The sequence below is a fragment of the Vibrio sp. Vb0937 genome (assembly GCF_033338855.1).
Window position 1 is genome coordinate 1 of record NZ_JAWOTK010000019.1, and the last position, 12,010, is coordinate 12,010.

11 protein-coding genes are annotated in these 12,010 nt (G+C 42.8%); 7 read left to right on the forward strand and 4 right to left on the reverse strand.

Features of this window, described 5'->3' with window-relative positions:
• The first annotated feature begins 52 nt into the window (after positions 1–52).
• From R7P67_RS17990 to R7P67_RS18000, 3 genes are all read left to right on the forward strand, one after another.
• Positions 53–820 carry a TatD family hydrolase gene (locus R7P67_RS17990; protein WP_005372957.1) on the forward strand — a complete coding sequence of 256 codons (768 nt, stop codon included), beginning with the start codon at positions 53–55 and terminating at the stop codon, positions 818–820.
• 444 nt (positions 821–1,264) lie between these two features.
• Positions 1,265–2,695, forward strand: coding sequence for a PTS glucose transporter subunit IIBC (gene ptsG / locus R7P67_RS17995; protein WP_005372959.1), 1,431 nt, complete (start codon positions 1,265–1,267; stop codon positions 2,693–2,695).
• A gap of 211 nt (positions 2,696–2,906) precedes the next feature.
• A complete protein-coding gene (locus R7P67_RS18000; RefSeq protein WP_005396996.1) occupies positions 2,907–3,308 on the forward strand; it encodes a hypothetical protein in 402 nt (133 codons plus the stop codon).
• A gap of 63 nt (positions 3,309–3,371) precedes the next feature.
• On the opposite strand, the gene R7P67_RS18005 is transcribed toward R7P67_RS18000, so the two are convergent.
• The 3 genes from R7P67_RS18005 to R7P67_RS18015 all read right to left on the reverse strand — a co-directional run bounded on the left by R7P67_RS18005 (position 3,372) and on the right by R7P67_RS18015 (position 6,090).
• Positions 3,372–3,467 carry a MetS family NSS transporter small subunit gene (locus R7P67_RS18005; protein ID WP_005372963.1) on the reverse strand — a complete coding sequence of 32 codons (96 nt, stop codon included), beginning with the start codon at positions 3,465–3,467 and terminating at the stop codon, positions 3,372–3,374.
• A complete protein-coding gene (locus R7P67_RS18010) occupies positions 3,464–4,930 on the reverse strand; it encodes a sodium-dependent transporter (RefSeq protein ID WP_213897726.1) in 1,467 nt (488 codons plus the stop codon). Before R7P67_RS18010 ends, R7P67_RS18005 begins: the two co-directional genes overlap by 4 nt.
• A gap of 569 nt (positions 4,931–5,499) precedes the next feature.
• On the reverse strand, positions 5,500–6,090 hold the full coding sequence (locus tag R7P67_RS18015) for an outer membrane protein (RefSeq protein WP_053349626.1): 591 nt from the start codon (positions 6,088–6,090) through the stop codon (positions 5,500–5,502).
• Between the two features lie 127 nt (positions 6,091–6,217).
• On the opposite strand from R7P67_RS18015, the gene R7P67_RS18020 reads away from it, so the two are divergent.
• Both R7P67_RS18020 and R7P67_RS18025 read left to right on the forward strand, forming a co-directional pair.
• Positions 6,218–6,310 (forward strand): YnhF family membrane protein, encoded by a 93-nt coding sequence (locus tag R7P67_RS18020; RefSeq protein WP_005372970.1) that lies wholly within the window; start codon positions 6,218–6,220, stop codon positions 6,308–6,310.
• 44 nt (positions 6,311–6,354) lie between these two features.
• Positions 6,355–7,506, forward strand: coding sequence for a patatin family protein (locus R7P67_RS18025; RefSeq protein WP_005372971.1), 1,152 nt, complete (start codon positions 6,355–6,357; stop codon positions 7,504–7,506).
• A gap of 108 nt (positions 7,507–7,614) precedes the next feature.
• Here R7P67_RS18025 and pyk read toward each other — a convergent pair whose 3' ends face one another.
• Positions 7,615–9,057, reverse strand: coding sequence for a pyruvate kinase (pyk, locus tag R7P67_RS18030; RefSeq protein ID WP_005372972.1), 1,443 nt, complete (start codon positions 9,055–9,057; stop codon positions 7,615–7,617).
• 410 nt (positions 9,058–9,467) lie between these two features.
• On the opposite strand from pyk, the gene R7P67_RS18035 reads away from it, so the two are divergent.
• Both R7P67_RS18035 and R7P67_RS18040 read left to right on the forward strand, forming a co-directional pair.
• Complete coding sequence (locus tag R7P67_RS18035; protein ID WP_005385828.1) at positions 9,468–10,685, forward strand: ROK family protein; 1,218 nt, start codon at positions 9,468–9,470, stop codon at positions 10,683–10,685.
• Between the two features lie 363 nt (positions 10,686–11,048).
• Entirely contained in the window at positions 11,049–12,002 is a 954-nt protein-coding gene (locus tag R7P67_RS18040; protein WP_005372976.1) for a chemotaxis protein CheV, read from the forward strand.
• The last annotated feature ends 8 nt before the right edge of the window (positions 12,003–12,010 follow it).

A 12,010-nucleotide genomic window follows, 5' to 3' on the forward strand; every position in this document is an offset into this window, starting at 1 on the left:
TGAACCTTGAGCTACTATCAATGAATTGGTTAATTGAATCACGAGAGGCATTATGTTCGTAGATTCTCATTGTCATTTAGACAAATTGAATTACGACGATCTCCACATCAATGTGGAAGACGTTATTAACAAAGCTAAACAAGCAAACGTAACTGAGCTACTTTCTGTTGGAGTAACGCTGGATTCTTTCCCGAAAATGATGGAAATGATCGAGCCTTATGACAATGTTTATGCTTCGTGCGGTGTGCACCCACTTGATGTTGAAAGCGACTTTTCGATGGACGTATTGCGCCACCATGCGTCGAATGCAAAAGTCGTCGCTATTGGCGAAACGGGTTTAGATTATCATTACAAGCCCGAAACGGCCGCGTTACAGAAAGAGCGCTTTGAGCAACACGTTGATCTTGCAGTGGAGCTCAACAAACCTTTAATTATCCATACCAGAAACGCACGTGCGGATACTCTAGATATTTTGCGTAAGGGTGGGGCAGAGAAATGTGGTGGTGTTATCCACTGTTTTACAGAAGATCTTCCATTTGCTGAAGCTGCACTGGAGCTGGGGTTTTATATTTCTATCTCGGGGATTGTTACTTTCCGTCAAGCTACAGAGTTAAAAGAAGTGGTGAAGACTCTACCTTTAGAGAAGCTTCTTATTGAGACAGATTCTCCTTACTTGGCTCCTGTCCCTCATCGTGGCAAAGAGAATCAACCCGCTTATGTTGTCGAAGTCGCTTCTTATATTGCGCAACTCAAATCGTGCTCTCTTTCTGAAGTGGCACAAAAAACCACCGAAAACTTCCGAAATCTTTTTTTGCGATGAAAAAATAATAAGAGCATAAAAAAGGAGCTTAGGCTCCTTTTTTGTTGATAAAAACAACAGATACGCTCACGAGTTTAATGTTTACTAAAAATGTTGATTTAATAACATTCAAAAATCACAAATGTAATTTTGTTACTAAAAATAACATTGAGGCGTATTTTATTTACGCCTTAAAATTAATTATATAAATAATTAATTCCTTATAAAACAATAACATATGTGCAATGCAAACCTTTTCATCGGCTGTTTTTGGGTGTGATCCAAGACTTGTTTTGAAACTAAATTTCGTAACTGTGTGGAAAGTTTGAGGGTCATCAATATATATTTAGAGCCGGAAAATATAATGCAGTTGTGGTTACATTTTCATTGGGTGCTAACCTTTAGGCTACGGGGGTGTGCCGTTAGTGCCCAAATAATACTTATAAATTTATCAGGAGCATAAACATGTTTAAGAACCTTTTTGCTAACCTGCAAAAAGTTGGTAAGGCTCTGATGCTTCCAGTATCAGTTTTACCAGTTGCAGGTATTTTATTAGGTGTGGGTGCTGCCCATCTAAGCTTTATTCCAGAGATCGTTTCTAATCTTATGGAACAAGCTGGTGGTTCAGTATTCGGCCAAATGGCACTTCTATTTGCAGTAGGTGTAGCGCTAGGCTTCACTAACAACGACGGTGTTGCAGGTCTTGCAGCTATCGTTGGTTACGGCATCATGACGGCAACGCTAGGTGTAATGGCGGGCGTTATGGGTGTTGAGAAAATCGATACAGGTGTACTAGGTGGTATCCTTGTCGGTGGTGTGGCTGCTTGGGCATTCAACCGTTTCTTCAAAATCCAACTTCCAGAGTACCTTGGCTTCTTCGCTGGTAAGCGCGCAGTGCCAATCATCACTGGTTTTGCTGCGATCATCCTAGGTGTTATCCTTTCTGTTATCTGGCCACCAATTGGCGGTGCAATTTCTGCATTCTCTGATTGGGCTGCACACCAAAACCCACAGCTAGCATTCGGTATCTACGGTGTTGTTGAGCGTTCTCTAATCCCATTCGGTCTACACCACGTATGGAACGTACCGTTCTTCTTCGAAGCAGGTTCTTGTGTTAACGCTGCCGGTGAAGCTCAAAATGGTGTACTAACTTGTTACCTAGTTGCTGATGAAGCATCTCGTGCTGCTGGTAATGGCTTCGGTCAGCTAGCGGGTGGTTACATGTTCAAGATGTTCGGTCTACCAGCTGCAGCAATCGCAATTGCTCATTGTGCTAAACCAGAAAACCGTGCAAAAGTAATGGGTATCATGGCGTCAGCTGCACTGACTTCATTCCTAACTGGTATTACTGAGCCAATCGAATTCTCATTCCTATTCGTTGCTCCACTACTATACGGTATCCACGCTCTACTAGCTGGTTCTGCATACATCGTTTCGAACACTCTAGGCTTTGTACACGGTACTTCTTTCTCTCACGGTCTGATCGACTTCCTAGTTCTATCTGGTAACGCTCAGAAGATGGTGCTAATGATTGCCGTTGGTCTAGTTTACGCAGTAATTTACTACGTAGTGTTCCGTGGTGTAATCACAGCGCTTGACCTAAAAACACCTGGCCGTGAAGATGAAACGGAAAGTGCAGCTGTAACTTCTGGCTCTGATATGGGCGGTGAACTGGTTGCAGCGTTTGGCGGTAAAGCTAACATTACTGGTCTAGATGCATGTATCACACGTCTACGTGTAGCAGTTGCAGATACAGCAGCTGTTGACCAAGACAAGCTAAAACAACTGGGCGCTGCTGGTGTTGTAGTTGTAGCTGGTGGTGTACAGGCTATCTTCGGTACTAAGTCTGATAACCTAAAAACTGAAATGGATGAGTGGATCCGTAACCACGGTTAATCGCAGTCATTCATAGTAATGCATAAAAGGAGGCTTCGGCCTCCTTTTTTAGTTCCTATTTTATTAACTGACAGTTCCTTTTTAGTGTGATCCTAAACTCATCTTTACTTTTGCCAGTCTTTTCATACATCGCGCTTACTCATCGTTGACATATTGAAGCACCACTATGTTTGAATAGCGCATGATGTTTTTTTAATAATTGATAACGTGTATGAAGAGCAAATTAATTTTATTAGCAGGACTAGTTTCTAGTACCGCAATGGCGGCAAATGAGCCAACGAACTTGTCTGTTGGTATGGCTGTCGATCAACAGTTGAGTGTTGTTGTTGAGTTAGATAATAAGTATCGCGGCATTATCGGTAACGATGGTATGGCGTTTGATTACATCGCTAAACGTGGAACATTCGATCAAAACATGCCAGTGACCTGGTATGTTGGCGTTGGTGGTTGGTATGAGTGGGATGATGAGTTTGGTGTGAGAGTACCACTTGGTGTGAACTGGGATTTATCACGCGGCTGGGACCTTTATGGTCAAATACACCCAGAGCTAGATCTTTACAAAGGTGCTGACTTGCAACTTGGCGGCGCCGTTGGCATCAAGTACAGTTTCTAGAACAAAAGAAACATAAAAAAACGCCGGTAAATACCGGCGTTTTTTGTTTGGAATGCAATACTGCTATTGTTTATCCATGGCTCGCTTGATGCAAACGGCAGCTCCGCCCCAAGTGATACCTAAACCAATAACCATCATAATAATTGCGCTGATTGTCATTTTGCTGTCTCCTTGCGGTTCACTACGTTGATCACTAGACCAAAGATAAAGAGTGCGGCGATAAGTGCCCAGCCTAAAGTTAGATCATAGCCACCGTAGCCTTCAGTAAATAGGGCGTATAGCTTGGTCGCTAAGATAATGGCGAGCATGATTGGTGTAACGAAGCGTAAGCAGATCTCGAACCATTGACCAACAGAGAAATCAGAGCGCTCGTTAACGTAATTACGTACTTCTGGCACGCGCTTCAATAGCCACGCCATCAAGACAATCTCAACCAGACCACCAACCATGATGCCAACGTTGTTTGCAAAGTGGTCTACTAGATCGAGTAGCAGCAGACCGCCATTGGTAGCAAACGCCATAGAGACAACGAAGCCAATACCAATCACAACATTTGCAGCTTTTTTACGGCTCCACTTCAGCTTGTCGATAATGGCTGAAGTTACGGCTTCCATAATTGAAATATGCGAACTTAGACCAGCAACCACCAGTGCAAAGAAGAACAGTGGACCAAGAATATATGGGGCAGGTAGTAGGTTAATTGCCGCAGGTAAAGTAACAAAAGCCAAGCCAACGCCTGCAGATACCACCTCTGTTAACGGCTTACCTTGCTCTTGAGCCATGTAACCCAATACTGAGAAGATCATGATGCCGGCTAGGATCGAGAAGCCACAGTTGATCAACACGGTCATAAACGCGTTATTCGTTATGTCCGACTTTTCTGGTAGGTAGCTAGAGTAAGCTAGCATGATGGCGAAGCCGATACTTAGCGTAAAAAAGATCTGACCATATGCCGCTGCCCATACTTTCACATCCCAAATTTTGCTGAAATCGGGTTCGAACATGTAGTTCACGCCATCTAGAGCTCCTGGCAAGAAAATCATACGTCCGATTAAGAAAATCACCATCAAGAATAGGATTGGCATCATAATTTTAGATGCTCGTTCAATTCCTGATTTCACGCCTTTGGCAATGGCGGTGTAAGTAATTGCCCAAGCAATTACCATGGATAAAGCAATCTTCCATTGAATACTGCCTAAGTCTGTTGGTGAGTTGTCACCTAGCTTTAGGTATTCACTAAAGAAAAATGCGTTGGTATCGGTTCCCCAACCTTGAGTGAACGACAACCCAAAGTAAGAAATCGACCAACCGATAACAGCCACATAGTAAACGGCAATAACTGCAGCCACACCAACTTGGAACCAGCCAAGCCATTCAAATTTAGAATGAATTTTCGCAAGTGTTTTTGGTGCCGAGCCTCGGTATTTTTGTCCCATACTGAACTCAAGGATCATAAATGGAATACCGGCAGTGATCATGGCAAAAATGTAAGGAATAAAAAATGCGCCGCCACCGTTTTCATAGGCCATGTATGGGAAACGCCAAATGTTTCCCAAACCGATAGCAGACCCAACTGCTGCTAAGATGAATCCCGCCCGGGATCCCCATTGTTCTCGCTTCATATTTGACTCCTATAAGACTCCCTGAGGAATGAAGCTCTCTACGTAACACAGTAATAATTGCGCAAACAGTTGGAAGAAAGGACCGCTGTTATCCATCAGCTTTTCTATCCTTAATTCTAACTTCTTATAATTTTATAGAGCTATATTCTGGCTACTGTAAGAGAAAGTAGATTATTAATCTTAAAAAATTGATGTGTGTTTGATAAAACTGAAATATTTATCTGTTTTCACTGATCAGACTAACTTCTAATAATACTTAGCGCAATAGAATCTAAATGTTAATTCAGATGCGTTGTCTGGTTTTAATCTTGTTAAATTTGAGTTTGATTGTGGTTTTGTGTGGGTGGTTGGTTGTTTGTCTGGAATAAATGACTGGGATCTAATAATTGCTTTGGTGTTTAAGACTATTTTGATGAATTAGGGCGTACGGCTATCTTTTGTGCACCTATCTAGATGATGCTTCGTTACTTTGCCAAACAATGGTGTTTAGACGATATCCTTTATCGGCTCTGTGCAGGACTCGTTCAGCGTTCTTTGTGACGAGTCCTACAAAGGAACATGCATAAAAATTAGAAGCGGAAACTAAAACCGACATTTGATTGGAATTGGTTCATCCAATCAGTATCGAACTTAATGATACAGTTTGAGCCGTCATTAGGTAGAGTACAGGCGCCAGATGTATCGTTATCAACGACCGTTCCTAACCATCTCAGTTGGGCCGTTAATGCAAAGTTCTTTGAAAATTCATATTCCAGCCCTGCAAAAGCGCTAGCCGAAAATCCGTATTTTTTGTCTACCCAATCCACATCGGCATAAGAAGCGCCCAAACCTACACCGATATAGGTTTGCCAATTTTCTGCGACAGGATAGTACATGCTGCTTTGGAAGTGCAGATAATGTATATCTGCCGAGTTGGACAGCTTTTCAAGTTCCGTCGATTGATTGGAGTAAAACAATCCGATCCTTCCTTTTTCTAAGGGAGTCTCGACTGAAAGAGCGTAATTCACTGCGGGGTCGAGAGCGTATGTATTACCACTTTCATCCTCTACTTGGCCGCCTCCTGTATAGCCTATGTATGGCGTAACGATGATATTCGCTTGTGCATTGATAGCAGTACTCATCATCATGATTCCTACTAGCCAGCTGAGTTTTTGGTTCATGCCCTATCTCCTTATTATGACTAAGCTAATTGTGATGGGTTAGTCAAAATTGCGCGACTAAATTAAGCAAATCTTGAACATATTTCACACCGGTGTTATTAATTTGTTACATATTAAGGAGGTGTTTATGGAACACGATCTAAAATCCGCATTAATCATTGTGGTGACTGTTTTTGCAGTGCTTTTGTCATTTGGCATCATTGCTATTACAACAGCTTAAGATAACCACTTTTACCAAACGTTTTAACAAAATGGCGTGAGCCTATGATACGTAACAGCGGTATAATCACAGAAAGCCATGCAGAGCTTGATGTAAAAGTTTATGAGCACTTTAGGCATGGTAAAACTGCTTTAGTCACGCAAGGTGGAGGGCAGAGAGGGATTTTTACCGCTGGCGTTTTAGACGCCTTTTTACTTTCCAACTTCGATCCTTTCGATGAATTCTATGGCACCTCTGCCGGAGCACTCAACTTATGTTCTTACTTGTGTCGTCAACATGGCATGGGCAAAGCTTTTATTACCGAGCTGACAACGTCTCCTGAATTTTTTAATCTGTTTCGCTATATCCGAAAGCAGCAGTACTTAGGTTTAGAGTGGGCATTAGAACGGATTCAAGATTTCCCATACAAGCTTGACCTTGATTTAGGTCGCAGTGCATTGGGAAAACGAGGAGCGTTTGCTGCGGTAACGAATATAGAGACGCTATCAGATCAATATCTACCAATCTTGGATGACTCGTGGTTTAACACTATGCTAGCGACATGTGCGATTCCCAAGTTGTACCACGGACCTGTCGACGTAAATGGCAATAAGTTTGTGGATGGCGGCGTGTCTGCCTCTATCCCTGTACAAGAAGCGTGGCGTCAGAATGCTCGCAACATTATTGTCATTCGCACAGAGCCGTTTTCAGAGATTGAAGCGAGAGCCCAAAGTGAAGTGGGGGATGTGCCTGTCGAATGGTATCGGGAGTCTATCAACTCAGTACAGCAATCATGGCAGCAAAAAGTGAATCAGTGGAAGCTGGATTGGGCGTCGTTCTTCCAACAAAAAATTAATGCAGCACATCAATCGAAGCTTGCAGGGAAAATGCTGTTAAATGGAGGTCGTTGGTTGTTCGGTGCCGATAACTTGTATCGTTTAAGTCATCTGATTGGTGAGAATTTTGATTCAGGTTTAGCCGACATGCTGATGATTCATTATCAAACATTTGAGCTCACTCAGGCCTTTATATCTGCTCCACCTGACGACACTTTTATTTTACAAGTTGCGCCTAAAGAGGGACTTCGTTCTTCTTCTTTGTTAAGTGACCAAGAGTCACTAGAGCATGACTATCAACTTGGGCTTCAAGCTGGGTTTAACCTAGTTCAACTCTATGACCAGCTGGATGTTGAAATTGATGGTAGAGAGAGTGCATAAACCTTCTTACGTTCACGATGTGCGCAATATACAAAGCATATAAATAAGGCTCCATTTTCGGAGCCTTATTTGCGGGTTCTTGTGGTTAACTCCGGTTAGGTATAACGACTACGCTTGTAGAATGCGCATGCAGTTGGTTGAGCCCACAACATCCATTACATCGCCTTGAGTAATAATGACTAAATCACCTTTGTGCAAGAACCCTTGCTCTTTAAGGCTAGTAATCGCTGCTTGAGCCGTTGGTAAACCCGCATCACTTTTTGACTCGAAATATACAGGTGTCACGCCTCGGTATAATGCTGCTCGATTTAGTGTCGATTCATTCCGTGATAAGGCAAATATTGGCAAGCCAGAGCTTAAGCGAGACATCATCAACGCAGTCCTGCCGGACTCAGTTAACGAGATCATCGCTTTAATTCCTTCCATGTGATTCGCAGAGTACATGGTTGCCATTGCGATGGTTTCTTCAGCGGTTTCGAAGGTTCTATCTAAGCGATAGGTTGATAGACTTGCCTCCGACATTTTTTCTGCCCCCACACATACTTCGGCCATGGATTTGACCGTTTCTACAGGATATTTACCTGCAGCGGTCTCTCCAGAAAGCATCACCGCGTCAGTGCCGTCTAGAACCGCATTGGCCACATCCATCACTTCAGCACGCGTTGGCATTGGGCTAGTAATCATGGACTCCATCATTTGTGTCGCAGTAATCACGATACGGTTTAAACTGCGTGCGCGGCGAATCAGTTTTTTCTGGACACCTATGAGCTCAGGGTCACCGATTTCTACACCAAGGTCACCACGTGCAACCATCACCACATCGGATGCGAGAATAATGTCGTCAATAGACTCATTGGTCGCGACGGTTTCTGCTCGTTCGACTTTAGCCACTAACATGGCTTCAAGGCCTGCATCTCTGGCTAAGCGTCGAGCGTAATGCATGTCTTCGCCGTTACGCGGGAATGAAATAGCAAGGTAGTCTACTTGAATTGCTGCGGCGGTAAGAATGTCGGCTTTATCTTTCTCTGTGAGCGCATCGGCTGACAATCCGCCGCCTTTTTTGTTGATCCCTTTATTGTTGGACAGTGGACCACCGACAATCACACGGGTATGAACTTTATTACCCTCTACTTTGGTAACTTGCAGCTGAACGCGTCCATCATCGAGTAATAAAATGTCATTTGGTGAAACATCTTGCGGTAGTTCTTTATAATCTAACCCTACAGATTCTTGATTGCCTTCACCTTTTGGTAAATCACTATCTAATGTGAATTTATCGCCCACATTCAAAATGACTTGGCCGTCTTTAAACGTTGATACACGGATTTTAGGGCCTTGTAAGTCACCAAGAATTGCAACCTGACGCCCAAGTCTTGCTGCAATGGTACGGACTTTGTTCGCACGTTGAATGTGGTCTTCACTGGTTCCATGTGAAAAATTCATACGGACAACGTTTGCACCGGCTTTGATGATCTCCTCAAGTATATTGTCCTTATCCGTTGAAGGACCCAGCGTAGTGACAATTTTTGTTCGTCTTAATTTGGAAGTCATAGATTCTCCGATGAATGTGTGTGTAAAGGTAACTTGAACTCTATCCTTACTTTACGCAATCGCTCTCAAGGTTAGCCTCGTTGCTGAGCCCACACCTTAAAGCTATTTGAATATAAGTATATGCACAGAATGTTTACATTAAGAGTAACCCCGGTAAAACAGACAGATATTCGACAGGCAATGGCCTTATTGATAAAAATGCGCTGCTTTAAAGGCACTACTTCATAATTTAGTGAATAAAAATAAGTTATTTTTCAAACAATTTAACAGGAGTAGATTCTTCGTTATTTGATTGAATACACAAACAAACAGGTTTATACGTGATGCTTGTCACGGGGATTTATTAATTCACTTCACAATTAGTTCGCAAAGTAAAAAAATTGTCCCGTTATAGAATTTCGGAGTGCAAGATGTACATGGCTCAACCGGGCCATATTGATCATATCAAACAGGTCAATGCTGGTCGTGTATATAAACTAATTGACCTAAAAGGTCCTATTTCTCGAATTGATTTGTCCAAGCAGAGTGAGCTTGCTCCTGCTAGTATCACCAAAATCACTCGAGAATTAATTGAAGCGCACTTGATTCATGAAACGACAGTACAAGAAGCGACGAGTCGTGGTCGACCTGCTGTCGGTTTGCAGGTCAATAATGAAGGCTGGCAATTTTTGTCAATGCGTTTGGGGCGGGGTTATTTAACCATTGCTTTGCATGAGTTAGGCGGTGATGTACTGATCGATACTAAAATCGAGATACACGAGCTTGACCAAGACGATGTGCTTGAGCGCCTGCTTTACGAAATTGATGAATTTTTTCAGACTTACGCGGATCAACTGGATCGGGTTACCAGTATTGCCCTTACACTGCCTGGTCTCGTGAACTCAGAGCAAGGTGTCGTTTTGCAGATGCCTCATTACAATGTCGAAAATCTTGCTCTTGGACCAGAGATATACAAAGCAACAGGCTTGCCAGTTTTCATTGCCAATGACACGCGAGCTTGGGCATTAGCAGAAAAGCTTTTTGGTCATTCTCAAGATAATGACAACTCCGTTCTTATCTCTATCCACCACGGTTTAGGTGCGGGCATCATTCTGGATGGGCGCGTTTTGCAAGGCCGTCACGGTAACATTGGTGAACTCGGGCATATTCAAATTGACCCAAATGGAAAACGTTGTCATTGCGGCAATATTGGTTGTTTGGAAACCGTTGCCAGTTCTCAAGCAATTCGTGAAGAAGTCGTAAGACGAATCGCTGATGGCGAAGACTCTATTCTTGCTAAACAAGAAGAAATGAGTATTGAGAGCATTTGTGAAGCCGCTGCAAACGGTGATCCTTTGGCCGTCGATGTGATTGAAAAACTTGGACGCTACTTAGGCTCTGCAATTGCTATTGTGATCAACTTATTTAACCCTGAGAAAATCTTGATCGGTGGTGTGATTAACCAAGCAAAAGATGTGCTTTATCCTGCGGTTCGTCGCTGTATCGAAGAGCAGAGTTTACCTGTTTATCACCAAGATCTTGAGCTGGTGGAGTCTCGTTTCTATAAGCAAGCCACAATGCCTGGTGCCGCGTTGATTAAGCAAGCGTTGTACGATGGTCAACTATTGATGAAGGTTGTGGAAGGTTAAGTACTTTTTAACATGATGATGTGCCTGGCTGTTGAGACTGCATTTGTAGGTGATTTAGGGTGAGACTTAACGGCTCACCCTTTTTGATCGCCTATTACTAGAAAGGGAATTTGAGTTATGTTGCATTGCTATATCTGCGCCATTCATGTAATTTCCTAAAAAGCTCAAGTAAATAAACAAAATGGCTTTCAATGTGCTGCGTGACTTTGCGTCTGATGCAAAGAGAAGTAATACGCTAAAACTGTTGTACTTTAAAGCTGTGCTCGAAAAGCCAAATATTTTAAGGTTATTTGGTTATATAACCTTGCTGTGTCTGTACTGATTTCGAGTAAAATAAGAATTATCCATAATTTAGGTAGTAGTATGTCCGGAGTGTTAAATACGGTTGACCAGCGTACAAACTTGGTTGGTGAAAATCGACTAGAGCTTCTGCTGTTCACTTTAAATAGTCGCCAATTATTTGCGATTAATGTGTTCAAAGTGAAAGAGGTCATCAAGCTTCCACCGTTAACCAAGCTCCCTGGCTCGCACTACAATATTCGTGGGGTTGCTTCTCTACGAGGTGAAGCGGTACCAGTGATTGATTTACGAGGCGCAATTGGTTTTCCTGCTTTGCGTGGCGAAGCGGAAGAAGAAAATTTGATCGTGACAGAGTACAACCGCACGGTGCAGGGCTTCTTAGTCGGTCCGGTTAAAAACATTATTAATACGGCATGGACTGAAATTCAGCCGCCTCCTTCCACGTCTGGTCGCTCGAATTACCTCACGGCTATCACGCAAATCAAAGAGGGGGATGCCTCTCAAATTGTCGAAATTATTGACGTTGAAAAAGTTTTAGCAGAGATTGTACATTACGACGTGACTATCTCGGAGGACATTCTCGATCAAGAATTGGCCCAAGCAATGGTCGGGCGTAATGTTCTGATTGTAGATGATTCCTCTACAGCTCGTAATCAAGTTCGCGATACGCTTTCTCAATTGGGTATGAATATCATCGAGTGTCGTGACGGGCTAGAAGCGTTAACGGTTTTAAAACGTTGGTGTGATGAAGGTAAAGATGTAGAAAAAGAGCTGTTGATGATGATTACGGATGCTGAAATGCCTGAAATGGACGGTTATAAACTGACCCATGAAGTGCGCCAAGATCCACGTATGTCTAAGTTGTTTATCACATTGAACACTTCTCTGAGCGGTAGTTTTAATGAAGCCATGGTACAAAAAGTAGGCTGTGATCGCTTTATATCTAAATTCCAACCGGATCTGCTGGTTGAAGTTGCTCAAGACCGATTACGCCAGATGCTTTCTAAAAGTGCATGATTAGATCT

Excerpts from the sequence above, each read along its gene's own strand:
- R7P67_RS18025 (WP_005372971.1), top strand. The coding sequence starts at position 6,355 with ATGATACGTAACAGCGGTATAATCACAGAAAGCCATGCAGAGCTTGAT.
- R7P67_RS18005 (WP_005372963.1), bottom strand. The coding sequence starts at position 3,467 with ATGACAATCAGCGCAATTATTATGATGGTTATTGGTTTAGGTATCACT.
- R7P67_RS18020 (WP_005372970.1), top strand. The coding sequence starts at position 6,218 with ATGGAACACGATCTAAAATCCGCATTAATCATTGTGGTGACTGTTTTT.
- R7P67_RS18015 (WP_053349626.1), bottom strand. The coding sequence starts at position 6,090 with ATGAACCAAAAACTCAGCTGGCTAGTAGGAATCATGATGATGAGTACT.
- R7P67_RS18000 (WP_005396996.1), top strand. The coding sequence starts at position 2,907 with ATGAAGAGCAAATTAATTTTATTAGCAGGACTAGTTTCTAGTACCGCA.
- pyk (WP_005372972.1), bottom strand. The coding sequence starts at position 9,057 with ATGACTTCCAAATTAAGACGAACAAAAATTGTCACTACGCTGGGTCCT.
- R7P67_RS18035 (WP_005385828.1), top strand. The coding sequence starts at position 9,468 with ATGTACATGGCTCAACCGGGCCATATTGATCATATCAAACAGGTCAAT.
- R7P67_RS17990 (WP_005372957.1), top strand. The coding sequence starts at position 53 with ATGTTCGTAGATTCTCATTGTCATTTAGACAAATTGAATTACGACGAT.
- ptsG (WP_005372959.1), top strand. The coding sequence starts at position 1,265 with ATGTTTAAGAACCTTTTTGCTAACCTGCAAAAAGTTGGTAAGGCTCTG.
- R7P67_RS18040 (WP_005372976.1), top strand. The coding sequence starts at position 11,049 with ATGTCCGGAGTGTTAAATACGGTTGACCAGCGTACAAACTTGGTTGGT.
- R7P67_RS18010 (WP_213897726.1), bottom strand. The coding sequence starts at position 4,930 with ATGAAGCGAGAACAATGGGGATCCCGGGCGGGATTCATCTTAGCAGCA.